Origin of the sequence: Qipengyuania xiapuensis (genome assembly GCF_019711395.1) — a bacterium.
GTDB classification, from domain to species: domain Bacteria; phylum Pseudomonadota; class Alphaproteobacteria; order Sphingomonadales; family Sphingomonadaceae; genus Qipengyuania; species Qipengyuania xiapuensis.
The window spans coordinates 74,575-100,568 of the sequence record NZ_JAIGNL010000001.1; the positions used below are offsets into that span (position 1 = coordinate 74,575).

Consider the following 25,994-nt stretch of genomic DNA (forward strand, 5'->3'; position numbering starts at 1 on the left):
GTTTTTTCATGCGCAAAGCCATCGTTCTGGCTCTATCACTCGGCATCGCGGCACCGGCTTACGCCCAGGAGGCGCCCGACCGGCACTTTACCGTCGACGACCTGTTCGGACTGACCGTGGCCGCCGATCCGCAGATCAGCCCCGATGGCAAGCAGATCGCCTATGTCAGGCGCGCCAACGACATCATGACCGATGCGGCAGTCAGTTCGATCTGGATGGTCGACACTGCCAGCGGTGCGCAGACCCCGCTCGTTACGGGCGCAGGAGCGCATTTTGCGCCGCGCTGGTCGCCGGACGGATCGCGGCTCGCCTATGTCTCGACCGAAAGCGGCGGCGGACCCGAACTGCACGTGCGCTGGATGGCAAGCGGCGAGAGTGCGAACATCACCGCACTTCCGGAAAGCCCGGGCAGCCTGAGCTGGTCGCCCGACGGCACGATGATCGCATATACCGCGCGCGTGCCCGGCAAGCCCGTCTCGCTCGGCAAGCCCGCCAGCAAGCCCGAGGGCGCACAGTGGAAGGCGCCGCCCGCGATTACCGATGCGGTGACCTATCGCTTCGATGGCGCCGGTTACCTCAAGCCCGGTTACACGCAGGTCTTCCTCGTCTCGGCTACCGGCGGCGCGCCGCGCCAGCTGACCTCCGGCGACCGCAACCACGATGGCCCCATTGAATGGATGCCCGACGGTAGCGCGCTCCTCATCAGCGGCAACCGCGACGAGAACTGGGAGCTCGCCGGCCTCGACACAGAGGTTTACGCGATCGACATCGCCAGCGGCGCGATCCGCGAGCTCACTACCCGAGATGGACCGGATACTTCGCCGCAGGTCAGCCCCGACGGACGCCGGATCGCCTATCTCGGTTTCGACGACGAAGGCCGCGACGCGCATATGGCGGGCCTCTATCTGATGGATTCCGACGGGAGCAACCATCGCCGGATCGCCGCCGGTTTCGACCGCAGTTTCGACAGCCTCGAATGGACCGAGGCGGGCATTTTCGCAGGGTACGAGGACGAAGGCGTCTACCGCGTAGCGCGGATTTCGACCTCCGGTTCGGTCGATCCGCTGCCCGCGCGTATCGCAGGTCCGGGCTACACCCGCCCCTATGTCGGCGGACAATGGTCGGTGTCGGATCGCGGCAATCTCGCCTTCACTTCGGGCAGTGCGACGCGGCCGGCCGATGTCTCGGTGCTGCGCGGCAACCGTTCGGTGCAGCTCACCCGGCTGAACGAGGTGTTCCTCTCGGGCAAGCAGCTCGGCGAGACGCGCGAGATCGCCGTGACCATGCCCGACGGAAAGGATATCCCGAGCTGGATCCTGTTGCCGCCCGACTACGTCGAGGGCACGCGCGTACCCATGATCCTGGAAATCCATGGCGGCCCGCACGCCGCCTATGGCCCGCATTTCGCGAGCGACTACCAGATCTATGCGAGTTCCGGATATGCGGTGCTCTTCACCAACCCCAGCGGCTCGTCTGGCTACGGATCGCAGTTCCTCGGGGGCATCGACGGCACCTATCCCGTACCCAACGACGCCGAGCTTCTCGCCGCGGTCGATGCGGCAGTGGCGGCCGGATACGCCGATCCCGACAACCTCTTCGTGACCGGTGGCTCGGGCGGCGGCATCCTCACCGCATGGTTGGTAGGCAAGACCGATCGTTTCGCTGCTGCAGCCTCGAACAAGCCGGTCATCAACTGGACGACGATGGCGCTCGCGGCCGATGCCTACCCCTTCTTCGCGCGCTACTGGATGAAGGGCATGCCCTGGGAGAACCCCGAAGGATACTGGGCGCGCTCGCCGCTTGCGGCAGCGGACAAGATCAACACACCCACCCTCGTGCTCGTCGCGGCCGAGGATTACCGCACGCCGCGTTTCGAGGCCGAGCAGTTTTACGGTGCGCTCAAGCTGCGCGGGGTCGATACGGCCCTGCTCGTGACGCCCGGTGGCAGTCACGGCGATACAACCATGTCGCCGAGCCAGCTTGGGGCGAAGACCTCAGCCGTCGTCGCCTGGTTCGACAAGTACCGGACCGACTCCGGAGCCGAGTAGGAAACTTGCGCGCTCCCCCGCCGTTGAGACGGGGATGCGCGCGCCGTTTTCCTGGATAAAGCCCGAACCGCACGGGATCTATATCGAGCCTGCCGACTGTTGGGTCGATCCCAGCCGCGCGGTCGATCATGCGCTGGTGACGCATGGTCATGCAGACCATGCACGCGGCGGGCACGGCCGCACGGTGGCGACTCCCGAAACGCTGGCGATCATGGAGCTGCGCTACAACACGCGCGAGGGCGCAACGCCGGTCGAATATGGCGAGACCATCCGCCTGAAGGGCGGCGTCGATGCGACCTATATCCCGGCGGGCCATGTGCTCGGCAGCGCGCAGATCCTGCTCGAACACGCGGGCGAGCGCGTGATCGTCACCGGTGACTACAAGCGCCGCGAGGACCCGACCTGCCCGCCCTTCGAGGTGCAGAAGTGCGACATCTTCATCACCGAGGCGACCTTCGGCCTGCCGGTTTTCTGCCATCCGCCGATCGAGGAAGAGATGGCCAAGCTCCTCGACCGGTTGCGCGCCCATCCCGATCGCTGCGTGCTCGTCGGCGCCTATGCGCTGGGCAAGGCGCAGCGCGTGATCTCGGAGCTGCGGCGCGCAGGCCACAAGGACCCGATCTATCTCCACGGCGCGATGGAGAAGATGTGCCGCCTCTATGAGGAACACGGTGTCGATCTCGGCGAACTGAGGCTGGTTGCCGATCACGGGAAGGACGACATGCGCGGAGCAATCGTCGTCTGTCCGCCCTCGGCGCTCAACGACCGCTGGAGCCGCCGCCTGCCCGACCCGATCACTGCCATGGCGAGCGGCTGGATGCGCATCCGCCAGCGCGCCCGCCAGCGCAATGTCGAGCTTCCGCTGGTGATCTCCGACCATGCCGACTGGGGCGAACTCACGCGGACGATTCGCGAGGTCGATGCGCATGAGAACTGGATCACCCATGGCCGCGAGGATGCGCTGCTGCGGTGGTGCCAGCTTCACCAGCGCCGCGCCCGCGCGCTGGCGCTGGTCGGCTACGAGGACGAGGACGACTAGGGTTGGAAGAGTTCGCCGCCCTGATCGACGCGCTGGTCTACACGCGCAGCCGCAACGAAAAGCTGCGGCTGATCGCCGAGTATTTGCAGGCGACGCCCGATCCCGACCGCGGCTGGGCCTTGGCCGCGCTGTCCGACGGGCTCGATTTCCCGGCGGTGAAGAGCTCGACCATCCGCAATCTCCTCAAGGACCGGATCGACCCGGTGCTGTGGACGCTCAGCCGCGACTTCGTGGGCGATACGGCGGAAACCGCCAGCCTGCTGTGGCCCGCACCCGAGGAACCGCCCTCCCCGCCCACCCTCAGCGAGACGGTCGGCCTGCTTGACGCCATGAACCGCAAGACGGTTCTCACCGAGTTGCCGCTGCTGATGGACCGGCTCGATGCCTCGGGCCGCTACGCGCTGCTCAAGCTGGCCACGGGCGGCATGCGCATCGGCGTCTCCTCGCGCCTCGCCAAGACGGCATTCGCGCAGGCCTTCGACGTCTCGGTCGACGAGGTCGAGGAGTACTGGCACGGGCTGAAGCCGCCCTACCCCGAGCTTTTCGCCTGGGCGGCGGACGGCGAAGACCCGCCCGATATCGAGAACCTGCCCACCTTCCGCCCCTTCATGCTCGCCCATCCGCTCGAAGAGACGGTAGTCGACCTCGAAGACTATGCCGCCGAGTGGAAATGGGACGGCATTCGCGTGCAGCTGGTGCGCGCCGGCGGTGAAACACGGCTCTATTCGCGCTCGGGCGACGATATCTCGGCCACCTTCCCCGAATTGCTCGACGTCCTGCCGATGAACGCCGTGCTCGACGGCGAACTGCTCGTGCGCGGCAGCACGCAGGGCGGCGAGGCGGGCGGCGCGGCGAGCTTCAATGCGCTCCAGCAGCGGCTCGGACGCAAGACCGTCTCGAAAAAGATGCTCGCCGAGTATCCGGCCTTCGTGCGGCTCTACGACGTCCTGCTGCTGGAGGGCGAAGACCTGCGCCCGCAGCCATGGACGCAGCGCCGCGAGCGGCTCGAAGCATTGGCGTCACGCTTGCCGGCGTCGCATTTCGATATCAGCTCCGTTGTCGAAGCAGCTGATTTCGAACATCTTTCGAGGATCCGCGAAGGCAGCCGCGAGGATGCCATCGAGGGCCTGATGCTCAAGCGCAAGGACAGCCCCTATATCGCCGGAAGGCGCGTGGGATACTGGTACAAGTGGAAGCGCGACCCGCTGCTGGTCGACTGCGTGCTGATGTATGCCCAGCGCGGCAGCGGCAAGCGCTCGAGCTTCTTCTCCGACTACACCTTCGGCTGCTGGGACGGCGATCCCGACAAGGGCGCGGACCTGCTGCCGGTCGGCAAGGCCTATTCGGGCTTCACCGACGAGGAGCTGAAGAAGCTCGACAAGCACGTGCGGCAGAACACGATCAACCGTTTCGGGCCGGTGCGCGAAACCGAGAAGAAGCTAGTCTTCGAAGTGGCCTTCGACAGCGTGCACGAGAGCAAGCGCCACAAGTCGGGCCTCGCCATGCGCTTCCCGCGCATCCACCGTATCCGCTGGGACAAGCCGCCGCACGAAGCCGACCGGATCGACGCCTTGCGCGCGCTCATCGCCGATTGACGGCATGCTCCCAGCCGCTAACCCTTGGCGGCACACGGGAGAGACGAATGACCCACAAGGACCTGATCGTAAACGTGCACCTCAACATGCTGGGGACGCTCGACGGATTGCTGGCCAAGGCGGCCACGCACGAAAAGGGCGAGGCGCTGCTCGGCGCGAAGCTCGCCGACGACATGCTGCCGCTTTCGACCCAGGTGCGTTTCCTCTGCAATATGCCGGGCGAAGCCATGGCGCGGCTCATCGGGCTCGACTTCACCTCGCGCGAGGAAGATCCGAAGAGCCTCGCCGAAGCGCGCGAGATGGTCGCGGCCTGCAAGGCTGACATCGAGGGATGGTCACAGCAGGACTTCGTCGGCGAGGACGAGCAGGTCGAGCTGGTCATTCCCAACGGCATGGCGTTCGACCTGACCGCGGGCGAATACGTGCGCGACTGGGCCGTGCCGCAGTTCTATTTCCACGCCACCACCGCCTACGCCATCCTGCGCAGCGAGGGGCTGGAAATCGGGAAAGCCGATTTCGTCGGTTACATGTTCAAGTATCTGCGCCAGCCAGCAGGCTAGCGGGTAATCCGGAGCACTTTCTGGCGCGAGGTCTGACCGCGCAACATCTCGACCTTGCTCGGCGCGAGGCCAAGCGCCTTGGCCACCACGGCCATGACCGCTTCGTTGGCGGCGCCATCCTGCGGTTTTGCCCGTGTCTTCACGGCGAGCTGGCCTTCGACAAGGCTCACATCGTCCGTTCGCGCGCCGGGAGTGACGCGGACCTTCAGCTGGCCGCGATCATCGATTAGGGATTCGATTTCGCTCGCAGCCGGAAGGGCCAGGCGTGGCCGGGCCATCGCCTAGCCAAGCGCTGCCGCAACGGCATCCGAATGATGCTTTGCATTTTCCGCGTAATGCGCAGTGCCCATGCGCATGCCGGCAACCGCCATGTCGTCGAGATCGCGCATCTTGCGCGCAGGGCGGCCGCCCCATAGCTCGCGCTCGCCCATCACCTTGCCTTCGGTAAGCATCGCGCCGGCTGCCAGCATGGCGTCGGAGCCGATGACTGCCTTGTTCATGGCGATCGCGCCGAGGCCGACGAAGCCGCGATCCTCGATGCGGCAGCCGTGCACCATGGCCATGTGACCGATCAGCACGTCGTCGCCGATGATGAGCGGGCTACCATCGGGATCGCCCGGGCGTTCCGGATCGCAGTGGAGCACGCTACCGTCCTGCACATTGCTGCGCTCGCCGATGACGATGCGGCTGACGTCGGCGCGCAGCACGCAATTGTACCAGATCGAGCTTCCCGCCCCTATCGTGACGTCGCCGATTATCGTGCAACCGGGCGCGATGAAGGCGCTCTCGTGGATCTGCGGCGTCTTGCCGTGGATCGGGACGATGTTGACGCCGGGTCGGTTGGTCACTGCTGGCTCTCCCATTGGTCTTTCGTGAGCGAGTACTGGATCGTGCGGCGATCTTCGGGCGGATAGTCCGGATCGTCGAAATCGAGGTCTTCGCGGCGCACCATGCCGAGTTTTTCCATCAGCTTCCAGCTTGGCACATTGGCTTCACTCGTCAGCGCGACGACATGCGGCGCATCGACGCGGCCGAATGCCCAGTCGATCACTGCGCGGACTGCTTCCTCGGCAAGCCCAAGCCGCCACCGGTCCTCGCGGATGAGCCAGCCAATCTCGTGATCGCCCTGGTTGGGCGCGAGCGGGTTATCGACCAGCTTGATCCCCGCGTGGCCGACCAGCTCTCCGGTCTCCTTCTCGATCAGCATCAGGAAGCTGAAGCCGCGCGTCGCGTACCACTGCATCGCCTTGGCATGCTTCGCTTCGATCTCGTGCAGTTCCTTGGGCCCGCCCAGCCGCGCCATGACGGCCTGCGTGTTGAGCACCCGGTACTGCTCGGCAGCGTCGCTTTCCTCGATCGTGCGCAAGATCAGCCGGTCGGTTTCGGCGATGATGTCAGCCACGCCAGCCTTCCCAATCCTCGCGCGAGATCGAATAGACGATGATGGTATCGTCACCGAAGTCACTGTTTGCAAAGTCGAGGTCGGGCCGGTGCTCCATGCCGAGGCGCTTCATCAGCCCCCAGCTCGGCTCATTGGGCTGAACGGTCAGGGCGATGACTTGCTCGGCACCGAAACGGTCGAAGGCGAGGTCGAGCGAGGCGATCGCGGCTTCCTTCGCATAGCCCTTGCCCCAGGCATCTTCGCGCAGGCGCCAGCCGACTTCCATTTCGCCGACCGGTCCGCCCTCCTGGTTGCAGCGCTTCAGGCCGCAAAAGCCGAGGATCGCGCCATCTTCCTTGCGCTCGACGACCCAGAACGTGTGGCCGTGATCGCGCTGGTATCCGAGCAGCCTGTCCTGCGCGCCCTGCCGTTTGGCGTCGTCGCATACACCGCCGAGCCATTCCATGACGGCAGGCGTGTTCGTGCCTTCCCAGAAGCGCGGCCAGTCTTCATCGCGCCAGTCGCGCAAGACCAGCCTGTCGGTCTCGTGGCAGAACTCAGCCATTGAGGACGCGCGCGGCGAGCGGCGCATGGTAGGTCAGCACGCCAGAACATCCGGCGCGCTTGAAAGCGACCAGCTTTTCCATGAGCAGCGCCTCTCGGTCGGCTACGCCTGCCGCCGCCCCGGCCTCGATCAGCGCATATTCGCCGCTGACCTGGTAAGCGAAGACCGGAACGCCGAAAGCCTCTTTCGCGCGCCAGATGACGTCGAGATAGGCAAGGCCCGGCTTCACCATCACGCTGTCGGCACCCTCGGCGATGTCGAGCGCGATCTCGCGCAGCGCCTCGTCGCCATTGGCCGGGTCCATCTGGTAGCTCTTCTTGTCGCCCTTCAGCAGGCCGCCCGAGCCCACGGCGTCACGAAATGGGCCGTAGAAGGCCGAGGCATACTTGGCCGCATAGGCCATGATCTGCGCATTGGGAAAATCGTTCATTTCCAGTGCCATGCGGATCGCTTTTACGCGGCCGTCCATCATGTCCGAAGGCGCGATGATATCCGCACCTGCCTGCGCCTGGTTCAGCGCCTGGTCGACGAGTACCGCCACCGTGTCGTCATTGAGGACATAGCCGTCATCGTCGATCAACCCGTCCTGCCCGTGGCTGGTATAGGGATCGAGCGCGACGTCGGTGAGGATGCCGACGTCATTGCCGCATGCATCGCGCACCGCCTTGATCGCCTGGCACATCAAATTGTCAGGATTGAGCGCCTCGTCGCCCTTGTCGCTGCGCTTGTCTGCAGGCGTGTTCGGGAACAGGGCGACACAGGGAATGCCAAGCTCGACCGCTTCCTTAGCGCGCTTCGCGATCCCGTCGACCGACCAGCGCGATACGCCGGGCAGGCTAGCGACGGGTTCTTCCACGCCGCTCCCGCTTGTCACGAAGAGTGGCCAGATCAGGTCCGCGGGTGTGAGCACGGTTTCGCGGTGCATCGCACGGCTCCAGCCGTGGGCGCGGGTGCGACGCAGGCGCATTGCGGGATAGCTGGCATTGGTCATGGGGCGAGCCTTGCCGCAAAGCGCGCGGCTTAGCAATCGGGGCCGGTCAGCCGATCTTCCGGGGCTGGTCGAGCTTGTCGATCTCGCGGGCGGGCTCTTCGCTCGCGGCTTCCTCTGCAGTCGGGGAAAGATCAGCCAGCGCAGCGCCTTCTTCGACCTTCTTGAGGTTCTGCAGCGTGTCGCGGAACTTGGTGAGATCCTCGCCCGAGAGCTGGCGGCGCGTTACGAAGCTGACCGAGGCCGGATTCACATGCTTGCCGCCGCGGTACATCTCATAGTGCAGGTGCGGTCCGGTCGACAGGCCGGTCGAGCCGACATAGCCGATCACCTGGCCGCGCTTGACGCTCTCGCCCCGGCGGACGGAGACGCGGCTCATGTGGCAATAGCGCGTGTCGACGCCGTTGCTGTGGCGCAGGCGAACTGCATTGCCGCAACCACCCATCCGGCCAGCGCCGGTAACGCGGCCATCGGTCACGGCGACGATCGGCGTGCCATGGCGGGCGCGGAAATCGACACCTGCGTGCATGCGGCGATAGCCGAGGATCGGGTGGCGGCGCATGCCGTAGCGCGAGCTCATCGGGCCGGGCACGGGCGCCATCAGGCCGCCCTTTTCCTCGCCCTCTCCATCGGCGCTGTAAAACTCGCCGTCCTTGCCCCAGCGCATCAACTGTACGCCGTTGCGCGATCCGCGCTCGAGGCCGGCAAAGAGGAGCTGGCCCGCCTGGCGTTCGCCCGTAGCGGCGCGGCGGTGCGAAATGATCATGTCGAACTGGTCGGTCGACCGCACGTCGCGCTGGAGGTTCACTTCCTGGCCGACCGCCTTGAGGTAGGCCTGGATGGCGCTCGCGGGAGCGCCGGCGGCGCGCGCCGAGCGGTAAAGGCTGTCGCCCACCGTGCCGCGGATGCGCAGCGGGGTCTCGTCGACTCGGATGAGGCGGCGGGTGAGCGCGAGCGGGCCGTCCTCGTCGAGACGGGCGACCTTGAGTTCGAGGTCGAAGCGCGCGCGGAGGTTGAGTTGGTCGAGCGGGCGGCTTTCGCCTGGTGCGGGGCGGCGGCCGAGCGTTATGTCGATCTGCGTGCCCGGCTCGATGTCTTCGAGGTTTACAGCCCTGCCGATCAGCGATGCGACCTGGTCGGCCTCCTCGCTGCTGACGCCTGCCCGGCGTAGCGTGCGGTCGAGACTGTCGCCGCGGCCGAGCGTTGCCAGCATCTGCATCTGCGGGCGTTCAGGCGCCTCGGCGAGCGGGCGGACCAGCGCAGTCGGGCCCATGCGGCGACCGGTGTCGGCGCCGAGTCCGAGCGGCGTGATCATGTGACTGCGGTATTCGCCCCGCACTTCGGCGTCGTCGGGCAGCGGCGAAGCGGCCTCGAGCGGAGCGAAGTCGGGCCAGAAGGCCAGCGCGACCACCGAGAGGCCGACGAAAGTGCCGAGACCGCGGAACCAGCGGCGCGAGCCGATGTCCGAACCGAGGTCGGGCGCGATATCGAGTGCTTCAATGCGGGCGTAGGCCTTTTCGCGAAGCTGGCGAATGGCCGAGGAGGGATTGCGCGATCCATCGCCGGCAGGCGCGCTGCCTGCCGCTTCGAATGCCATCGAATACTGCTGGGTCTGGTCCTTGCTGGACTGATCCACCAAAATTCCCTCCGCCGCGGACCGGCCGGCACCATGCTGTGCCTTGGCGCTCGATCCATCTGCATGAATGACGTGAATCCATAAGGAAACAAAGTAAAGGGCGAATTAACGGACGGCCCTGCTCAGGCTTGCGCAGCGGCCATCCGGCAGCTGCGGGGGACGAGCGGTTGCGCCGCGCCCCGCGCGCTGCCACCTAGGCTGCAGTGAACGACGCCAGCATCAAGGCGGTCCTCGGACCCACCAATACCGGCAAGACCCATCTCGCCATCGAGCGGATGTGCGCGCACTCGAGCGGGGCGATCGGCTTCCCGCTGCGGCTCCTGGCGCGCGAGGTCTACGACCGCGTAGTCGCGATCAAGGGCGAGAAGAATGTCGCCCTGATCACTGGCGAACAGCGGATTGAACCTGAAGGCGCGCGCTACCTGTGCTGCACCGTCGAGGCGATGCCGCGCGCATCGAACGAGCGGGCCTTCGTGGCGCTGGACGAGGCGCAACTCGCCGCCGACCGCGAGCGCGGACACGTCTTTACCGACCGCCTGCTCAACACGCGCGGCCGCGAGGAAACCATGCTGCTGGGCGCGGCGACGCTTGCGCCGATGGTCGAGGCACTGGTGCCAGGCGCCGAAATCTCCGAGCGCCCGCGCTTCTCAACCCTTACCCACATCGGCCCGCGCAAGCTCTCGCGCCTGCCCCCGAGAAGCGCAATCGTCGCCTTCAGTGCGGAGCAGGTCTACGCGGTCGCCGAAATGCTGCGGCGCTTCCGCGGCGGCGCTGCAGTGGTCATGGGCGCGCTTTCACCGGAAACGCGCAACAAGCAGGTCGAATTGTTCCAGAATGGTGAGGTCGACTATATCGTCGCGACCGATGCCATCGGCATGGGCCTCAACCTGGACGTCAATCACGTCGCTTTCGCAGGGCTGACGAAGTTCGACGGCGTTCGCATGAGGCGGCTGCAACCTGCTGAAATGGCACAGATTGCAGGCCGGGCGGGGCGTCACCAGCGCGACGGCACCTTCGGGACGCTGGCAGGTGGCGGCGGCAAGGCGGGTCCCGCCCCCGAATTCACCGAGGAAGAGATCTACGCGATCGAAGAACACCGTTTCGCGCCGATCACGAAACTCTTCTGGCGCGAGCCCGAACCGCGCTTCGACTCGCTTTCCACGCTCATCGCCGACCTCGAACGCCCGCCCGAGCACGAGGCGCTGCGCCTCGCCCCCGAGGCGATCGATCTCGCCACGCTGAAGCGCCTCGCCGAGGAACCGCTCGCCGAGACGATCCGCGGTTCGGGGCAGGTTCGGCGCTTCTGGGAGGCATGCTCGCTGCCCGATTTCCGAGCGCGCGGCCCCGACGTCCATGCCCGCTTCGTCGCGCGGCTGTGGCAGGACCTGCGTTCAGGGTATATCGGGGCGGACTATGTTGCCGCGCGCATATCCGAACTCGACAATGTCAGCGGCGATATCGATACGCTGCAGGGCCGCATCGCGGCGATTCGCAGCTGGGCCTATATCTGCCAGCGGCCCGACTGGGTGCTCGCCCGCGACGAAATGGCGTCACGCGCCCGCGGGGTCGAAGCCAAATTGTCGGACGCGCTCCATGCGCGGCTCACCGAAAGATTCGTCAACCGAAGGACTGCCATTTTGATGAAATCGCTGGGACAGGATGCCTCCATGCTCCCGATCACGCTCGCCGAGGACGGCACGCTGCTCGTCGAGGACGAGGCTCTCGGCAAGGTCGAGGGCTTCCGTTTCGAAGTCGATCCTGCCGCCAACCATGCCGACCGCAAGATGTTGCTTGCCGCTGCCGAGAAGGCGCTGCCGCGCATCCTGGGCGAAAAGGCCGAGGTGCTGGCGGCTTCGGACATGGCTGACGTCGAGCTGTCGCGCGGTGCGATCCGCTGGAACGGCCAGATGCTGGCAAAGCTCGCTCCGCGGGACGGGCAGGTGAAACCCGCGCTCGAACCTTCGCGTGAAATCTCCGCCCTGCCCGATAACGCCAGGAAAACATTGCTCGATGCGCTCGATGCATGGCTCGACAAGCAGCTCGAACCGCTCGAGCCGCTGCGCAAGATGCATATCGCATCGGCCAATCCGGAAGCAGGCAGTCAGGCGCGCGCGCTGCTGCTCAACCTCATCGCGGGCCATGGTTTCGTGACCCGCGAGAAGGCGGGGATCGAGCATCTGCCCAAGGAAATGCGCCCCTTCCTGCGCAAGATCGGCGTCACTTTCGGCGCGCTCGACATTTTCGCGCCGCTCCTGCTCAAGCCCGCGCCGCGCCAGCTGCTGAGCGCGCTCGGCACCGACCGCCGCCCGCTGCAGGAAGCGATGCTGCCGGTCATCCCCGACGCCAAGAAGCTGCCCGCCGGTTATCGCCACGCAGGGACACAGGCGATCCGCCTGGACCTCGCCGAAAAGATCTTCCGCACCGCTCACGAAGCGCGCTCGAAGGCGGGCAAGAGCCGCAAGTTCACGCTCGACCTGAGCCTGCCGATCTCGATCGGGCTGGAAGAGAAGAACGCCGAGCGCCTGCTCGGACAGGCGGGCTTCCGCGTCCAGCGCGCGAGGCCGCTTGCGGAAGGCACCTTCGGCCCGCCGCGCCCCGATAGCTGGGAATGGCGCCCTTCGCGGCGCAAGCAGCAGCGCGGCAAGCCCCGCACCGAGCAGAAGCCGCGTGAGGGCAGCGCCTTTGCCGGCCTCGCTGACCTGATCAAGCAGGGCTGAGGCTTGCGGATCGACCGCCTGCTCTGCTTCCTGCGCTTCGTGCGCACCCGCAGCGCCGCACGCAAGCTGGTCGACGAAGGTCACATCCGCCTCAATGGAGAGCGCGTGCTGCGCGCCAGCCGCGATATCGCCGCGGGTGATGTCCTCACCCTGCCGCTCGGCAAGACGGTGCGTCTCGTCGAGGTTCTCTCGCTGCCGGAACGGCGCGGGCCGCCGCGCGAGGCGCAAGAATGTTATCGGGAACTTGACCCCGGTGCATGATTAGCCATAGCAGCGCAGAAACACCTACCACTCAGGGGAAACACGCCCAATGACCTATGTCGTCACCGACGCCTGCATCAAATGCAAATACACCGACTGCGTCGAGGTCTGCCCGGTCGACTGCTTCTATGAAGGCGAGAACATGCTCGTCATCAATCCGTCGGAATGTATCGATTGCGGCGTGTGCGAACCCGAATGCCCGGCCGAGGCCATCCTGCCCGACACCGAGGACAATCTCGAAAAGTGGCTCGAGCTGAACACCAAGTTCAGCGCCGAATGGCCGAACATCACCGGCCAGAAGGAACCGCCCGCAGATGCCGACGAGCACAAGGGCGAAGAGGGCAAGTTCGAGAAATACTTCTCGCCCGAACCCGGCGAAGGCGACTGATAGCCCCCCGAGGGTGCTTTCAGACCCCGAGGCCGCCTCGGTTCCGTGCTTGTCCTGATCACCTGGTCCTAGGCCAGCGCGATGCGCCTGCCGGGCGCGCAACTCGCTCCGGTGAAAGGAAGCGGTAAGGCCAACGAGGCGCCGTAAACTGCGAAGACTCGCAATATTCCGCCTGCTGTGCTATATAATGCAACAACTGCCCCGGCCTGAACCGGTGCAGATGTGAGAATTGAAAGGGCCGTACCAGCCGCAACACCACCATCGGAACCAGACTGCACACCGTCCGACGGCGTGCGGCCATGGGTTTCCTTGGCGTTGCTCCCCCCTCGGCCCCGACGAAAGGATTGATGCATGGCGAGCAAGGCGGACGCCTTCGACGTTGGCGATTACGTTGTTTACCCCAAGCACGGCGTTGGCCGTGTCATCGAGCTCCAGAGCGAGGAAATCGCCGGCATGCAGCTCGATCTCTATGTCCTCCGTTTCGAGAAGGAGCGCATGACGCTCCGCGTTCCGGTCAACAAGGTCGAATCGATCGGCATGCGCAAGCTGTCGAGTGACAAGACGCTCAAGGAAGCCATGGAAACGCTGAAGGGCAAGCCCAAGGTCAAGCGCACCATGTGGAGCCGCCGCGCGCAGGAATACGAGGCGAAGATCAACTCGGGCGAAATCGTCCTGATCGCCGAAGTGACCCGCGACCTTTTCCGCCCCGACGACCAGCCCGAACAGAGCTATTCGGAGCGCCAGATCTTCGAAGCGGCCTCGAGCCGTCTCGCACGCGAACTCGCAGCGATGGAAAAGACCGACGAGCCGACCGCGCTCGAGAAGATTCTCGACGTTCTGCGCGAGCATGCTCCGCAGTATTACAACAACGAGGAAGAGGACGCCTGATCGCCTAACGGCCATCGGCACTCGACGAAGGGGCCGCTCCGCAAGGGGCGGCCCTTTTGCTTTGGGTTGAAGTCGGTCTAATGCTGTATTATATCGCCAATACGCCGAGCGTGGGCTCGCGCCAGGATTCAAAGGGATGAGACTTATGATTCACAAGCTTCTGAAAGGCCTCGCTCCGGTCGCGGCGCTTGCTGCGAGTGCCATGCTGACAGGCTGCAACGTCGACATGCAGATCGGTGACGGCAAGGGCGTACCGCTGGCCGAACTCGACCGTGGCGGCGATGCGCCGACCGAAATCATTCTCGCAGGCCCCGATACCGTGATCATCAACACGGGCGAGACCTTCGATATCGACGTCTCCGGCGATGACGACGCCGTTGCCGCGCTGCGTTTCCACCGCGAGGACTCCACGCTCGCCATCTCGCGCGAGAAGGACAGCGGCAAGGGCCTCGGCACTGCAACCGTTCGCGTCACCGTCCCCAGCCTGACCGCCATGGTCCTGGCGGGATCGGGCACGATGGAAGCCGACGAAATGACCGGCAGCGCCGACGTCACCATCGCCGGTTCGGGCACCGCCAAGGTCGCGCGCATGGAAGCCGAAAAGCTCGACATGACGATCGCCGGTTCGGGCGATTTCGAAGCATCGGGCACCGTGGACCGTCTCGACATGACCGTCGCGGGCTCGGGTTCGGGCAAGATGGAAGGCCTCAAGGTCGAACGCGCCGACATCACGATCGCCGGTTCGGGCAATGCCGCCTTCGCTTCGGACGGCCGCGTCGAAGCGAGCATCGTCGGCTCGGGTGACGTATCGGTGACCGGCAGCGCGACCTGCGAAGTCAGCGCGATGGGTTCGGGCAAGCTGCGCTGTTCTGCAGGTACGACCGAAACCGCCAGCTGATTCACCGAATACTCACCAAGACTGCTATAGGCGGTGCATCGAAAGGAACCTCGATGCACCGCCTTAGTCTTGTCGCCCTTCCCGCAACCGCCTTCCTGCTGTCCGGCTGCCTCGGCACGGTCGCCGACGTGGTGACGGCACCGGTCAAGGTTGCCTCCAAGGGCGTGGACCTGGCCACCACCAGCCAGTCCGAAGCCGACGAGAAGCGCGGCCGCGAGCTTCGCAAGCGCGAGGAACGTCTCGGAAAGCTCGAGCGCGACTATGAAAAGCAGCTCGACGAATGCGAGGAAGGCAATCGCCGCGCATGTGACGATGCGCGCGACACCTATGCCGAAATGCAGCAGATCATCCCGACCATCCCGGTCGAGCCGGAAGGCTAATCCGCGGGAGTGGCGGCGCGGCGCAGCCGGTCGTTGATCGCCTTGCCGATGCCTTCCTCCGGGATCGGAGCGACGGCAATTCGCGGCTTTTCCGAGGCGGCGGCGAGGTGCAGGCACGCATAGAGGCGTGACGCCGCTTCCCCGAGATTACCTTCGGCAGAGAGCGAGCAGTCACCGCCAACATCCCTGAATCCAATCATGAATTCGTCGCTATCGGCGTGTTTGGCGTCAAGGCGAACGGGCTTGCCCGGCGCATAGTGGCTGGCGAGCTGGCCGGGCGCTTCGACCCCGCCCTTGCCGCCAGTACCGCTCGCGATATCGAGCGGCCCCGGGCGCAATTCCTCCACCGAGCCGTCTGCGCGGACCGCGACAATGGTGGATTCGACGCCGGCACTGCATTCGCCGCCATCGACGACCGCATCGATGCGCCCCTCGAGCGAAGCGAGCACATGCTGCGCGCTCGTCGGACTGATGAAGCCGCTGCGATTGGCCGAGGGCGCGGCAAGCGGGACACCGGCCTCGGCAAGCAGCGCCTGCATCACCGGATGGTCGGGCATGCGTAGCGCGATGGTCGGGAGCCCTGCTGTCACGGCATCGGCCAGACCAGCGCCCTCCTTGCGCGGTAGGACAAGCGTCAGTGGCCCGGGCCAATGCTCGGCGGCGAGCCTCTCCGCTTCCGGTTCGAAATCGGCCAGCTTCTTCGCCTGCTCGATGCTCGCCACGTGCACGATGAGCGGATTGAAGCTCGGGCGCCCCTTGGCCTCGTAGATCCGCGCAACGGCGTCATCGCTATCGGCCCGCGCCGCGAGCCCGTAGACCGTCTCGGTCGGAACAGCCACGAGGGCGCCTGCACGCAGGATTTCTGCGGCGCGCGCAATGCCACTCTTTGTCGCCTCAAGCGTTTCCGTAGCGTATTTGCCGCTCATGCCTGCGCGCTATATCTGCAGGCACACAAAGCCAAGAGGATTGAACGTGACCTATACCCCCGCAACGCAAGACCAGCTGCTCGCGATCCGCGTGAACGCCGGGATCGAGGAGCTTGCGAAGTCGGAGAAATTCGCCGCCGCCGAGCCCGACATGGTCGAGGCCATCGTCGAAGGCGTGGGCCAGTTCGCTGCCGGGGAATTCGCCCCGCTCAACCGCGTCGGCGACCTCGAGGGCGCGAAACTGGAAAACGGCGTCGTGCGCCTGCCCGATGGCTATGCCGAGGCCTATGCCGAATATGTCGAGCAGGGCTGGAACGCGATCGCATCGCCCGAGGAATTCGGCGGCCAGGGCCTGCCCTTCACCCTTGCCTGCAACGTGCTCGAGAACCTCGGCACGGCCAACATGGCTTTCAACCTCCTCCCCATGCTCAGCGTGGGCGCGATCGAGGCGCTCGAACATCACGGATCGGAAGAACTGCAGCAGAAATACCTCCCCGACCTCGTCAGCGGGAAGTGGTCGGGCACGATGAACCTGACCGAGCCGCAGGCAGGCTCCGATGTCGGCGCATTGCGCAGCACTGCGCATCCCATCGAGGATGGCGAGCATGCAGGAAAATACCTGATCAAGGGCCAGAAGATCTACATCACCTGGGGTGAGCACGAGCTGGCGGAGAACATCATCCACCTCGTCCTCGCGCGCCTGCCCGATGCGCCCGAGGGAAGCCGCGGCATCTCGCTATTCGTGGTCCCCAAGTACCATGTGAAGCCCGATGGCTCGCTCGGAGCGCGCAACGACCTGCGCTGTGTCAGCCTCGAGCACAAGCTCGGCATCAACGCCTCGCCCACCTGTGTGATGAGCTATGGCGACAATGACGAATGCATCGGCGAGCTGGTGGGCGCGGAAAACCGCGGTCTCGCGGCGATGTTCACGATGATGAACAATGCGCGCATCAATGTCGGCAACCAGGGCGTGCAGATCGGCGAGCGCGCCACGCAGCAGGCGCTCGGCTATGCGCAGGAGCGCGTGCAATCGGCCCGCGCGGGTTCGCCCGACAAGAGCCCCGTCTCGATCATCGAGCACCCCGATGTGCGCCGCATGCTGCTGCGCATGAAGGCGCTAACCGAGGGTTCGCGCGCGCTGCTCTACTACACCGCCGGACAGGTCGATCGCGGCGTCCTGGGCGACGAAGCCGCCAAGGCACGCGGCGAGGTCCTCACCCCGCTGATCAAGGCCTGGGGCACCGATATCGGCATCGAGGTCGCCAGCCTCGGCATCCAGGTGCACGGAGGCATGGGCTTCGTCGAGGAAACCGGCGCCGCGCAGCACTGGCGCGATTCGCGCATTGCCCCGATCTACGAGGGTACGAACGGCATCCAGGCCGCCGATCTCGTCACGCGCAAGCTGGGCCTCGACAATGGCGAGGCGCTGATCGGCCTGACCGAGGACATCGCGCGCGATGCTGCTGATGAGCTAGCGCTGTTCGCGCTTGCCGGCGATTGCGCGGCGATCGCCAAGTGGATGCGCGAGGACGCCACTCTCGACGACCGTCTCGCAGGCAGCGTGCCCTTCTGCACCATGCTCTCCGTGGCGACCGCCGGTTGGCAGCTGCTGCGCCAGTTGCGCGCAGTCGAGAACGGTGAGGCCCCTGCCCTCGCCAAGACCAAGGAGGCAAGCGTGCGCTTCTTCCTCGACCGGATCGTGCCGGAGGCCACAGGCCTCAAGGCCGCGGCGACTGCAGGTGCGCAGCCGCTCTACGAACTCGATACGGCGGCGCTGCTCGGCTGAGCGGCGCCCCTCGCGCTTACTCTGCCGTCACTTCGCGGGCGAAGTCTTCTTCGCCGAAGGTCGCCCGCTGTCCGCGCAACTCGCGCTGCGGCGGCAGGCGGCGGCCGGTGATGCGCTCGATAGCGGCTTGCGGTTCTGCACCCGGCGCCGTGACGCGCCAGATGATCCCGGCGGTATCGTCGCTCACCAGCAGCGAACCGTCACCTGCCCATTCGACCCAGGTCGGGCGGCCGCGCGTCGTGCCGTCGTCCTTGAGGAAGCCGGTCAGGACCGGAACGGGCTTGCCCTGCGGATTGCCGCGCTCGTCGAATGCCACGTAAACGACGTCATAACCTGACGGCGGCTTGCGGTTCCATGAGCCGTGGCGGGCCACGAAAGCGCCGCTCGAGAAGTTCTCGCCCATCTTCGCGCCTTCCTTGCTGAAGACGAGGCCGAGCGCCGCTACGTGCGGACCCATCGAATATTCGGGGCGGCGGACGTAGTTGATATAGGCGGGGACCGGCGCATCGACGCGGCGGTCGTAATTGTCGCCCCAATAGACCCAGGGCCAGCCATACTGCGCGCCCACCGGCACGTTGGTGAGGTAGTCGGGCACGAGGTCGCTGCCGAGCATGTCGCGCTCGTTGACCGTGGTCCAAAGCTCGCCCGACCAGGGATTGAAATCGAGGCCGTTGGCGTTGCGCAGGCCGCCTGCGAACTGGCGGCGCGAACCCGTTTCGAGATTGATCTCCCAGATGAGCGCGCGGCCCTCTTCGGCCTCCATGCCCTTGTCGCCGATATTGGTGTCCGAGCCGACGGCAATGAACAGGCGGTCGCCTTCGGGGTGTAGCTCGAGATTGCGCATCCAGTGACCGCCGCCGGGCGCGAGATCGGTTACCTTGGTCGGCTCGCCCGAAGGCGCGCCTGCGCCAAGTTCGTAAGGAAAAGCAAGGACTTCGTCGTGGTTTGCGATGTAAAGTGTGCCGTCGTTCCAGGAAAGGCCCGAGGGCGAGTCCAGCCCGTCGACGAGAACCTGCCGGGTCTCTGCCACGCCGTCGCCATCACCGTCACGGAGCAGCACGACCTGGTTCGGGGATTCGCCCGTGGCGCCCGCGCGGGTCATCAGCTTGTCGGCGATCCATCCCATGATGCCGCCGCCGCCCTTGTTGGGCGAGCGCGTGAGCGAGACGAGGATATCGCCATTGGGCAGCGCATAGAGCGTACGCGGATGATCGAGGCCCTCTGCAAAGCGCGAAACCTGCAGCCCTTCTGCCGCAACCGGTACCTCGCCCTCTTCCCAGCCGACCGGCTTCGCGATCGCGACGGTCGGGAATGTTTCCGCATCCGCTTCGTCGAGCGTGGGATCAGTACCGGTGACCTCATCGAAGGGCACATCGGCCGTATCGCCGCGCGAGATGAAGAAGAACGCGATCGCAAGGACCAGGATCAGGACGAGAAGGGCAATGCCCAGCTTCTTGAGAATGCTCATGGGTCTAGCGTTACGACAGCAGTGCTTTGGCCGCAACGGCTCTTGCAAGCGTGGCGCTTAGCCCTAAGTGACGCCCATGTACGATTTCCGCCCCGCGCCCGACTGTCCCAAGCCCGAAGCCTATCGCCAGCTGGTCGATGCTGCCGATGCCCTGACCTCGGGAGAGCCGGATCCGGTCGCCAATATGGCGAATGTCGCCGCGCTGCTATGGGACTTCCTGCCCGACCTGAACTGGGCGGGTTTCTACCGCATGGTCGAGGGCGAGCTGGTGCTCGGCCCCTTCATGGGCCGCCCTGCCTGTATCCGCATCCCGCTCGGCAAGGGCGTTTGCGGTGTCGCGGCCGGCGATGCGGCGACGCAGCTAGTCGAGGACGTGCATGCCTTCCCCGGCCATATCGCCTGCGATTCCGAGACGAATTCCGAGCTAGTGGTACCTGTTATCCGCGGCGGCGACGTCGTGGCGGTGATCGACCTCGACAGCCCGCTCAAGGCGCGCTTTGACGAGGAAGATCGCGAGGGAATTGAAGCACTTGCGGCGCTTATCGCCGAACGCATCTGATCCTTAGATATCGCCGCCCGTAAGGCGCTGGCAGATCAGGTCGAGCTGGTCGAGCGTGCGATAGCCGATGGTCACCGTGCCGGTGCCCGGTGCGCCTTCGGTCTTGATCTTGACCGGAAGGCCGAGAAATTCCTCGAGATGGCCCTGCACTGCCGCGATATCGGCGTCGGTGGTGCTGTCCGCGACTGGCTTTGTCGTTCCGGCACTCGCCTTCTTGGGCTTGTCGCCGCGCGCCAGCTTTTCCACTTCGCGGACCGAGAGATTGTCGTTGGCGGCACGGCGGGCAATTTCGCTCGCTTCCTCGTGGCCGATCAGCGCGCGGGCATGGCCCATGCTGAGTTTTCCGTCGGCAACCAGGGCAAGCACATCCTCGGGCAGCGCGAGAAGGCGCTGGAAGTTCGCGACATGGCTGCGCGACTTGTCGACCAGCTTGGCGATTTCCGCCTGGGTCATGCCCTCGTCGTCCGCAAGTTTCTGATAAGCCTTGGCTTCTTCGACAGGATTGAGGTCTTCACGCTGCAGGTTCTCGATCAGTGCCAGCGCCATCACTTCGCGCTGGTCGAGCTCGCGCACGATTGCAGGGATCGTGTGGAGGCGCGCGCGCTGGGCGGCGCGCCAGCGGCGTTCACCGGCGACGAGGCGATAACGGCCCTTTTCCGCCGGAGTGACGATAACAGGCTGGATAACGCCGCGCTGCGCGATCGAATCGGCCAGCTGGTCGAGCGCTTCCTCGTCGAAATGCGTACGCGGCTGTCCGGGAAGCGGCGAAATGTCCGCTACCGGGATGTCTGCAAGGCCGCTTGCCGGCGTTGCGGAGCCGGTTTCGCTGGCACCGGCGTCTTTCGCGCCCTCTTCGCGAACCAGCGGCTCTTCGCGCTGGATTTCGCCCATCAGCGCGCCGAGGCCGCGGCCGAGTTTCTTCTTGCGGTCGATGGCGGTGCTCATGCGGCTTTCCTCTTCTCGGGCAGGCGTCCGATCAGCTCGCGCGCCAATCCGATATAGGCGCGGCTGCCGGGGCAATTATGGTCGTAGATCAGGGCGGGCATGCCGTGGCTCGGCGCTTCCGAGAGGCGGACATTGCGCGGAATGACATTCTCGAAGACGAGGTTGCCGAGACAGTCGCGCACGTCGTCTGCGACCTGGTCGGTCAGGCGGTTGCGGCGATCGAACATGGTCAGCGCGATGCCGACGATGCCGAGATCGGGATTGAAGCGCTGCTGGATGCGCTCGACCGTCTGGAGCAACTGGCTAAGTCCCTCGAGCGCGAAGAATTCGCACTGCAGCGGCACCATCAGCGTATCAGCCGCGCCGAGCGCATTGAGTGTCAGCAGGCCCAGCGAAGGCGGACAGTCGATGAAAGCAATGTCGTAACCGGCGAAACCGGGCTGCGGCGCATCGAGCGCCTTCTGCAGGCGGTGTGTGCGGTCCTCGACCGAAACCAGTTCGACTTCGGCGCCCGAGAGATCCTGCGTCGCCGGGACGATGTCCAGGCCGGGGATCTCGGTCGGCTGCGCGGCCTGCGCGAGCGTGGCTTCGCCCAGCAGCAGGTCGTAGGTCGTGTATTCGCGGGCGGAATTCTCGATGCCGAGGCCGGTCGAGGCATTGCCCTGCGGGTCCATGTCGATCAGCAGCGTTTTCCAGCCGGACGCCGCCATGGCCGTGGCGATGTTAATCGCGGTGGTCGTCTTGCCCACCCCGCCCTTCTGGTTTGCGATCGCGATTGTGATCATTTTCCCGTCCCTATTTTGCCGCCCCAATTCGACCTCGTCCGACCACGATTCCGGCCTCTTCGTCGGTCAGCGATTGTTCCACGTGGAACAATTTGCGCTTGGCTTTCGGCAGTTCGCTTACTTCTTGCGCCGCCGATCGCCCTTTGGGCAACACCCAATATGTGCCCGCTGTGGAGAAGCGTGAGGATAAACTGAGGAGTTTAGGAAGTGGCGCGAAGGCCCGGGCCGAGATTACTGCGGCTTTGCGGCTTTCGACGAGTTCGAGCCGTTTACCTTCGATTTCGCATTTTTCGAGGGCAAGCTTCTCCCTCATCGCCTCAAGCCAGTCGACGCGGCGGCGGCGCGATTCGACGAGGACGGTCGGCTGCTCCGGTCGGAGGATGGCAAGGACGAGGCCGGGAAAGCCCGCTCCGCTACCGAGGTCGAACCAAGCGCCCTGTGTTCCACGTGGAACATGCGTGAGCAGCTGGGCGGAGTCTGCGAAGTGCCGGATCCACATGGTATCGAGCGATCCGCGCGAGACGAGGTTCTGGCGTTCGTTCTCTTCGCGCAAGGCCGCGCCCAATGCCTCTAGCTTCTCGATGGCCTCTGCGCCGCCCCATTCGGAAATGAATGCGCGTGCCTGCGCTTCGTCGCGGATCATGCTGCGCGCTCCTCTAGCCGGCGCGCATGGACAAGCAGCGCGGCGAGCGCAGCGGGAGTGATGCCCGGCACACGTCCCGCGGCGGAGAGCGTCTCTGGCCGCGCCTTGCTGAGGCGCTCGACCATCTCGTTCGAAAGCCCGGGCACATTGGCATAGGGAAAGTCCTGCGGAAGGCGGAGCTTCTCGCCGGCCTTCAGCTCGCGCAGCTCGGCCTCCTGCCGCGCAAGGTAGGGTTCGTAGATGGCGTCCTCGACCATTTCGACTGTCAGCGCATCCTGAGCGTCGAGCCCGCCGACAATCCGGGAGAGCTCATCGATCGAGATCTGCCCGCCCCGCAACCAGTCGCGCAGGCGCTGCGAACCGCGGTCGGCCTTTGCCTTCACACCGCCCTCGATCAGGGCATTGGCATGCACTTCTTCGTCGAGCTGGTTGTCAATGACAGAGCGACGTGCCTCGCGCGAAGCGAACCATTCCGCCCGCTCCTCGCCCACCAACCCTGCCTCGATGCCGAGGCCTGTCAGGCGCGTATCGGCATTGGCCGCACGAAGACGCAGCCGGTACTCCGCGCGTGCCGTCAGCATGCGGTAGGGCTCGCTCACGCCCTGGAGCGTGAGGTCGTCGACCATCACGGCGATATAGGAATTGCTCCGGTCGAGGCCCACGGGATCGCGGCCAAGCACCTTCGCCGCCGCATTCATGCCGGCGACGAGGCCTTGGGCGGCCGCTTCTTCATAGCCGGTCGTTCCGTTGATCTGCCCAGCACAATAAAGGCCCGGCATGTCGCGCAGTTCGAGCCCTGGCGTCAGCGCACGCGGGTCGATGTGGTCGTACTCCACGGCATATCCGGGCACCGCCATCTCAACTCTTTCGAGACCCTTCATGGCGCGAAGCATGTCGAGCTGGACGTCGACGGGCAGCGAAGTGCTGATGCCGTTGGGATAGACGAGATGCGTCGACAGCCCCTCGGGTTCGAGGAAGATCTGGTGGCCTTCACGGTCACCGAAACGATGGATCTTGTCCTCGATGGACGGGCAGTAGCGCGGCCCCGCAGCGCCGATGGCTCCGGAAAAAAGTGGCGACCGGTCGAGGTTGGCGCGGATGATATCATGCGCCTCGGCATTCGTGCGTGTGATCGCGCAGAAGACCTGCGGGTTCACCCGGCACTTCGACAGCGAGGACATGGTCCAGCTTTCGCCATCGGAAGGCTGCTCCTCGAGCGAGGCCCAGTCGATCGTGCGTCCGTCGAGGCGGGGTGGAGTACCCGTCTTCAGTCGCGCCATCGGCAGGTCGGCCTCGCGCAGCTGCGCCGCAAGAACGCGCGCGGCATCCTCGCCGATGCGCCCGCCCTCGAATCGCTCCTCGCCGCGGAACAGCGTTCCACCGAGGAACGTGCCGGTGCACAGGATCACCGCGGGCGCCTCGATCGCTGTTTCGTCGGCCAGGTTCAGCCCGCAGACCGCCGGGCCGTCGAAGCGCAGCGAAGCGGCCTCCCCTTCTACGAGCGTGAGGTTGTCCTGCCGCGCAACCAGGCCCTGCACCGCCTTGTGGAAGAGCGCACGGTCAGCCTGCACGCGCGGGCCCCAGACAGCACTTCCCTTCGAGCGGTTCAGCATGCGGTAGTGGATCGCTGCGGCATCGGCTGCGCGTCCGATCACTCCGTCGAGCGCATCGACCTCGCGTACGAGGTGGCCCTTGCCCAATCCGCCGATTGCCGGATTGCAGCTCATCGCGCCGATCTTGGACAGGTCGAAGCTTACGAGCGCGGTGTTCGCGCCCATGCGTGCGGCCGCACATGCCGCCTCGACGCCGGCATGACCGCCGCCGACCACGATGATGTCGAAACTCTGCATGGGCGGGCCGATACCGCAATCATCCGCGCGATCAAAGACAAAGCTGTTCCACGTGGAACAATCGCGGCAAATAGCGCGAAATCACTTCCCGATACAGAAACGTCCGAACAATGCGTCGAGCATGTCTTCGGTCGAATGGCGCCCCAGCAAACGGTCGAGCGCAAGCCGCGCCAGCCGCAACCGCTCGCCGGTCAGGAGCGGGTCGTCATCGGCGGAAATGTCTTCGATCGCAGCAAGCGCCTCAGCGAGAGCAGAACCCTGCCGCGCATTTAACGCTGCTTCACCCGGTTTCGGAAGTAATGACCTTGCCGCATCCACCAGCCCACGGGTGAGATCGCCAATGCCGGTACCGGTTACTGCCGAGACCACATATTTCGGCTCCCTCTTGGCACCTTCATCGACATCGCAGCGCGACGCGATTTCCCAGGCCCCATCGGGACCTTCTCCCTCCGGTCCGAGCCATAGGACAATGTCCGCTCTCTCGAGTTCGGTCCGCGCGCGGCCGATACCGATTTGTTCGATCTGCCCTGCCCCTTCCTCCCGCAGGCCTGCGGTGTCTACCAGCACGAATGGCACCCCGGAGAAAGCGACCGGGCGCTCGATCACGTCGCGTGTGGTTCCGGCCTCTTCGGAGACGATCGCCGCGCCCTCGTCGAGCAGTGCATTGAACAGCGATGACTTGCCCGAGTTCGGAGGTCCGGCAAGGACTACCCTCACCCCGTCGCGCAGACGCTCGGCGCGCGGCGCCTCGATCGTCTCTCGCCACTCACCCGCAAGCCGCGAAAGTTCCACGTGAAACATTTCGGGCAGAGCATCGACATCATCCTCATCGCCGAAATCGAGAACGGCCTCGACCAGGGCGGAGAGCTGCAGGACGCGCTCTCGCCACTCTTCGACCCGGCGCGACAAACCGCCGCCGGCGGAGGCCTGTGCGGCCCGGCGCTGCAACTCGGTTTCCGCCGCGAGCAGGTCTCCGAGACCTTCGGCTTCGGCGAGGTCGATCACACCATTGGCGAAGGCACGGCGGGTAAACTCGCCCGGCTCCGCGCGGCGCAAGCCCCCGATCGCTCCGAGCGCGTCCTCGATGGCGGCAACGACCGCCCTGCCCCCGTGGCAATGGAATTCTGCCAGGTCCTCACCCGTCGCGGTGCGCGGGCCGTCGAACCACAGCACGAGAGCGCGGTCGAGCTGGCGCCCTTCGCTATCCCGAAGCGTACGCAGGCTCGCGCGGCGGGGCTCGGGAAGCTCCCCGGCCAGCGCGCGCACGGCGTCGCCGGCAGCAGGCCCGCTGATCCGCACCACACCGATCGCAGCGGGCGGCGCTCCGCTCGAGAGGGCGAAGATCGTGTCGGTCATGCGCTATGCGGAGGTATCAGTCGTCGGAGGGTTCGGGCTTCTTGTTCTGCGACTTGGCAGCCTGCGCGCCCTCCATGAAGCTCTGGAAAAGCTTGAATCCGGCCTGCCCCATCGGCGCGAGCTGGCGTGCGTAGTCCTGCAGCTGGTCGGTGTTGGAAACACCCTTCATCGCCTTCGACATCATATCGACATAAATATCGTTCGCCTTGCCCACGTCGGGCAGGCCCATGAAAGTCCGCGCCTCCTCGGGCGTGCAGTCGATTTCGATATGGACCTTCATCGCGTTTCCTCCGTTAGAGCTTGCATCAAGCCGCTTCTTGCGCCCTATCTGG

At 65.5% G+C, this 25,994-nt stretch carries 26 protein-coding genes; 12 read left to right on the forward strand and 14 right to left on the reverse strand.

Features of this window, described 5'->3' with window-relative positions:
• Positions 1 to 8: 8 nt before the first annotated feature.
• From K3163_RS00390 to K3163_RS00405, 4 genes are read left to right on the forward strand one after another with little or no spacing between them, the layout of a single operon-like run.
• The gene (locus tag K3163_RS00390) at positions 9 to 2,048 is read left to right on the forward strand and encodes an alpha/beta hydrolase family protein (protein WP_221550656.1); all 2,040 of its coding nucleotides are present in this window, start codon (positions 9 to 11) and stop codon (positions 2,046 to 2,048) included.
• Between the two features lie 34 nt (positions 2,049 to 2,082).
• Positions 2,083 to 3,087, forward strand: coding sequence for a ligase-associated DNA damage response exonuclease (locus K3163_RS00395; protein ID WP_221550658.1), 1,005 nt, complete (start codon positions 2,083 to 2,085; stop codon positions 3,085 to 3,087).
• Between the two features lie 2 nt (positions 3,088 to 3,089).
• Positions 3,090 to 4,682, forward strand: coding sequence for a cisplatin damage response ATP-dependent DNA ligase (locus tag K3163_RS00400; RefSeq protein ID WP_221550667.1), 1,593 nt, complete (start codon positions 3,090 to 3,092; stop codon positions 4,680 to 4,682).
• A 47-nt stretch (positions 4,683 to 4,729) separates the two neighbouring features.
• Entirely contained in the window at positions 4,730 to 5,242 is a 513-nt protein-coding gene (locus K3163_RS00405) for a DUF1993 domain-containing protein (protein WP_221550677.1), read from the forward strand.
• On the opposite strand, the gene K3163_RS00410 is transcribed toward K3163_RS00405, so the two are convergent.
• From K3163_RS00410 to K3163_RS00435, 6 genes are read right to left on the reverse strand one after another with little or no spacing between them, the layout of a single operon-like run.
• Positions 5,239 to 5,520 carry a DUF167 domain-containing protein gene (locus K3163_RS00410; RefSeq protein ID WP_221550679.1) on the reverse strand — a complete coding sequence of 94 codons (282 nt, stop codon included), beginning with the start codon at positions 5,518 to 5,520 and terminating at the stop codon, positions 5,239 to 5,241. The two genes, K3163_RS00405 and K3163_RS00410, sit on opposite strands and share 4 nt — an antisense overlap.
• 3 nt (positions 5,521 to 5,523) lie before the next feature.
• Positions 5,524 to 6,105, reverse strand: coding sequence for a gamma carbonic anhydrase family protein (locus K3163_RS00415; RefSeq protein ID WP_221550681.1), 582 nt, complete (start codon positions 6,103 to 6,105; stop codon positions 5,524 to 5,526).
• Positions 6,087 to 6,644, reverse strand: a complete 558-nt coding sequence (locus K3163_RS00420; protein WP_221550690.1) for a GNAT family N-acetyltransferase — start codon at positions 6,642 to 6,644, stop codon at positions 6,087 to 6,089. The genes K3163_RS00415 and K3163_RS00420 overlap by 19 nt, the downstream gene beginning before the upstream one ends.
• Complete coding sequence (locus tag K3163_RS00425; protein WP_221550692.1) at positions 6,637 to 7,188, reverse strand: GNAT family N-acetyltransferase; 552 nt, start codon at positions 7,186 to 7,188, stop codon at positions 6,637 to 6,639. The genes K3163_RS00420 and K3163_RS00425 overlap by 8 nt, the downstream gene beginning before the upstream one ends.
• The gene (hemB, locus tag K3163_RS00430; RefSeq protein WP_221550694.1) at positions 7,181 to 8,179 is read right to left on the reverse strand and encodes a porphobilinogen synthase; all 999 of its coding nucleotides are present in this window, start codon (positions 8,177 to 8,179) and stop codon (positions 7,181 to 7,183) included. The genes K3163_RS00425 and hemB overlap by 8 nt, the downstream gene beginning before the upstream one ends.
• 46 nt (positions 8,180 to 8,225) lie before the next feature.
• The gene (locus K3163_RS00435) at positions 8,226 to 9,773 is read right to left on the reverse strand and encodes a peptidoglycan DD-metalloendopeptidase family protein (RefSeq protein ID WP_221553923.1); all 1,548 of its coding nucleotides are present in this window, start codon (positions 9,771 to 9,773) and stop codon (positions 8,226 to 8,228) included.
• A gap of 242 nt (positions 9,774 to 10,015) precedes the next feature.
• On the opposite strand from K3163_RS00435, the gene K3163_RS00440 reads away from it, so the two are divergent.
• The 6 genes from K3163_RS00440 to K3163_RS00465 all read left to right on the forward strand — a co-directional run bounded on the left by K3163_RS00440 (position 10,016) and on the right by K3163_RS00465 (position 15,344).
• The gene (locus K3163_RS00440; protein WP_221550703.1) at positions 10,016 to 12,529 is read left to right on the forward strand and encodes a helicase-related protein; all 2,514 of its coding nucleotides are present in this window, start codon (positions 10,016 to 10,018) and stop codon (positions 12,527 to 12,529) included.
• Between the two features lie 3 nt (positions 12,530 to 12,532).
• On the forward strand, positions 12,533 to 12,790 hold the full coding sequence (locus tag K3163_RS00445; protein WP_221427311.1) for an RNA-binding S4 domain-containing protein: 258 nt from the start codon (positions 12,533 to 12,535) through the stop codon (positions 12,788 to 12,790).
• Positions 12,791 to 12,839: 49 nt separating this feature from the next.
• Positions 12,840 to 13,178, forward strand: a complete 339-nt coding sequence (fdxA, locus tag K3163_RS00450) for a ferredoxin FdxA (RefSeq protein ID WP_221427310.1) — start codon at positions 12,840 to 12,842, stop codon at positions 13,176 to 13,178.
• Between the two features lie 351 nt (positions 13,179 to 13,529).
• Entirely contained in the window at positions 13,530 to 14,066 is a 537-nt protein-coding gene (locus tag K3163_RS00455) for a CarD family transcriptional regulator (protein ID WP_221427309.1), read from the forward strand.
• Between the two features lie 136 nt (positions 14,067 to 14,202).
• Entirely contained in the window at positions 14,203 to 14,964 is a 762-nt protein-coding gene (locus tag K3163_RS00460) for a head GIN domain-containing protein (protein WP_247712422.1), read from the forward strand.
• A gap of 53 nt (positions 14,965 to 15,017) precedes the next feature.
• Positions 15,018 to 15,344 (forward strand): hypothetical protein, encoded by a 327-nt coding sequence (locus tag K3163_RS00465; RefSeq protein WP_221550705.1) that lies wholly within the window; start codon positions 15,018 to 15,020, stop codon positions 15,342 to 15,344.
• Here K3163_RS00465 and K3163_RS00470 read toward each other — a convergent pair.
• The gene (locus tag K3163_RS00470; RefSeq protein WP_221550731.1) at positions 15,341 to 16,270 is read right to left on the reverse strand and encodes an L-threonylcarbamoyladenylate synthase; all 930 of its coding nucleotides are present in this window, start codon (positions 16,268 to 16,270) and stop codon (positions 15,341 to 15,343) included. The two genes, K3163_RS00465 and K3163_RS00470, sit on opposite strands and share 4 nt — an antisense overlap.
• Before the next feature lie 46 nt (positions 16,271 to 16,316).
• Between K3163_RS00470 and K3163_RS00475 the strand changes: the two genes are divergently transcribed.
• The gene (locus K3163_RS00475; RefSeq protein WP_221550732.1) at positions 16,317 to 18,056 is read left to right on the forward strand and encodes an acyl-CoA dehydrogenase family protein; all 1,740 of its coding nucleotides are present in this window, start codon (positions 16,317 to 16,319) and stop codon (positions 18,054 to 18,056) included.
• Positions 18,057 to 18,072: 16 nt separating this feature from the next.
• Here K3163_RS00475 and K3163_RS00480 read toward each other — a convergent pair whose 3' ends face one another.
• Positions 18,073 to 19,524: a PQQ-dependent sugar dehydrogenase gene (locus K3163_RS00480; protein WP_221550740.1), complete on the reverse strand. Its 1,452-nt coding sequence runs from the start codon at positions 19,522 to 19,524 to the stop codon at positions 18,073 to 18,075.
• A 76-nt stretch (positions 19,525 to 19,600) separates the two neighbouring features.
• Here K3163_RS00480 and K3163_RS00485 point away from each other — a divergent pair, with 76 nt between their 5' ends.
• A complete protein-coding gene (locus K3163_RS00485; RefSeq protein ID WP_221550742.1) occupies positions 19,601 to 20,083 on the forward strand; it encodes a GAF domain-containing protein in 483 nt (160 codons plus the stop codon).
• A gap of 3 nt (positions 20,084 to 20,086) precedes the next feature.
• Here K3163_RS00485 and K3163_RS00490 read toward each other — a convergent pair whose 3' ends face one another.
• From K3163_RS00490 to K3163_RS00515, 6 genes are all read right to left on the reverse strand, one after another.
• Positions 20,087 to 21,028, reverse strand: coding sequence for a ParB/RepB/Spo0J family partition protein (locus tag K3163_RS00490; protein WP_221550744.1), 942 nt, complete (start codon positions 21,026 to 21,028; stop codon positions 20,087 to 20,089).
• The gene (locus K3163_RS00495) at positions 21,025 to 21,813 is read right to left on the reverse strand and encodes a ParA family protein (protein WP_221427302.1); all 789 of its coding nucleotides are present in this window, start codon (positions 21,811 to 21,813) and stop codon (positions 21,025 to 21,027) included. Before K3163_RS00495 ends, K3163_RS00490 begins: the two co-directional genes overlap by 4 nt.
• A gap of 10 nt (positions 21,814 to 21,823) precedes the next feature.
• Positions 21,824 to 22,456 (reverse strand): 16S rRNA (guanine(527)-N(7))-methyltransferase RsmG, encoded by a 633-nt coding sequence (rsmG, locus tag K3163_RS00500; protein ID WP_221427301.1) that lies wholly within the window; start codon positions 22,454 to 22,456, stop codon positions 21,824 to 21,826.
• Entirely contained in the window at positions 22,453 to 24,306 is a 1,854-nt protein-coding gene (gene mnmG / locus K3163_RS00505) for a tRNA uridine-5-carboxymethylaminomethyl(34) synthesis enzyme MnmG (RefSeq protein WP_221550747.1), read from the reverse strand. Before mnmG ends, rsmG begins: the two co-directional genes overlap by 4 nt.
• A gap of 81 nt (positions 24,307 to 24,387) precedes the next feature.
• Entirely contained in the window at positions 24,388 to 25,662 is a 1,275-nt protein-coding gene (mnmE, locus tag K3163_RS00510; protein ID WP_221550749.1) for a tRNA uridine-5-carboxymethylaminomethyl(34) synthesis GTPase MnmE, read from the reverse strand.
• Positions 25,663 to 25,678: 16 nt separating this feature from the next.
• Entirely contained in the window at positions 25,679 to 25,942 is a 264-nt protein-coding gene (locus K3163_RS00515) for a DUF6489 family protein (RefSeq protein WP_221427298.1), read from the reverse strand.
• Between the last annotated feature and the right edge of the window lie 52 nt (positions 25,943 to 25,994).

Excerpts from the sequence above, each read along its gene's own strand:
- K3163_RS00390 (WP_221550656.1), top strand. The coding sequence starts at position 9 with ATGCGCAAAGCCATCGTTCTGGCTCTATCACTCGGCATCGCGGCACCG.
- K3163_RS00395 (WP_221550658.1), top strand. The coding sequence starts at position 2,083 with ATGCGCGCGCCGTTTTCCTGGATAAAGCCCGAACCGCACGGGATCTAT.
- K3163_RS00405 (WP_221550677.1), top strand. The coding sequence starts at position 4,730 with ATGACCCACAAGGACCTGATCGTAAACGTGCACCTCAACATGCTGGGG.
- K3163_RS00410 (WP_221550679.1), bottom strand. The coding sequence starts at position 5,520 with ATGGCCCGGCCACGCCTGGCCCTTCCGGCTGCGAGCGAAATCGAATCC.
- K3163_RS00415 (WP_221550681.1), bottom strand. The coding sequence starts at position 6,105 with ATGGGAGAGCCAGCAGTGACCAACCGACCCGGCGTCAACATCGTCCCG.
- K3163_RS00425 (WP_221550692.1), bottom strand. The coding sequence starts at position 7,188 with ATGGCTGAGTTCTGCCACGAGACCGACAGGCTGGTCTTGCGCGACTGG.
- hemB (WP_221550694.1), bottom strand. The coding sequence starts at position 8,179 with ATGACCAATGCCAGCTATCCCGCAATGCGCCTGCGTCGCACCCGCGCC.
- K3163_RS00435 (WP_221553923.1), bottom strand. The coding sequence starts at position 9,773 with ATGGCATTCGAAGCGGCAGGCAGCGCGCCTGCCGGCGATGGATCGCGC.
- fdxA (WP_221427310.1), top strand. The coding sequence starts at position 12,840 with ATGACCTATGTCGTCACCGACGCCTGCATCAAATGCAAATACACCGAC.
- K3163_RS00455 (WP_221427309.1), top strand. The coding sequence starts at position 13,530 with ATGGCGAGCAAGGCGGACGCCTTCGACGTTGGCGATTACGTTGTTTAC.
- K3163_RS00460 (WP_247712422.1), top strand. The coding sequence starts at position 14,203 with ATGAGACTTATGATTCACAAGCTTCTGAAAGGCCTCGCTCCGGTCGCG.
- K3163_RS00465 (WP_221550705.1), top strand. The coding sequence starts at position 15,018 with ATGCACCGCCTTAGTCTTGTCGCCCTTCCCGCAACCGCCTTCCTGCTG.
- K3163_RS00470 (WP_221550731.1), bottom strand. The coding sequence starts at position 16,270 with ATGAGCGGCAAATACGCTACGGAAACGCTTGAGGCGACAAAGAGTGGC.
- K3163_RS00480 (WP_221550740.1), bottom strand. The coding sequence starts at position 19,524 with ATGAGCATTCTCAAGAAGCTGGGCATTGCCCTTCTCGTCCTGATCCTG.
- K3163_RS00485 (WP_221550742.1), top strand. The coding sequence starts at position 19,601 with ATGTACGATTTCCGCCCCGCGCCCGACTGTCCCAAGCCCGAAGCCTAT.
- K3163_RS00490 (WP_221550744.1), bottom strand. The coding sequence starts at position 21,028 with ATGAGCACCGCCATCGACCGCAAGAAGAAACTCGGCCGCGGCCTCGGC.
- K3163_RS00495 (WP_221427302.1), bottom strand. The coding sequence starts at position 21,813 with ATGATCACAATCGCGATCGCAAACCAGAAGGGCGGGGTGGGCAAGACG.
- rsmG (WP_221427301.1), bottom strand. The coding sequence starts at position 22,456 with ATGATCCGCGACGAAGCGCAGGCACGCGCATTCATTTCCGAATGGGGC.
- mnmG (WP_221550747.1), bottom strand. The coding sequence starts at position 24,306 with ATGCAGAGTTTCGACATCATCGTGGTCGGCGGCGGTCATGCCGGCGTC.
- mnmE (WP_221550749.1), bottom strand. The coding sequence starts at position 25,662 with ATGACCGACACGATCTTCGCCCTCTCGAGCGGAGCGCCGCCCGCTGCG.
- K3163_RS00515 (WP_221427298.1), bottom strand. The coding sequence starts at position 25,942 with ATGAAGGTCCATATCGAAATCGACTGCACGCCCGAGGAGGCGCGGACT.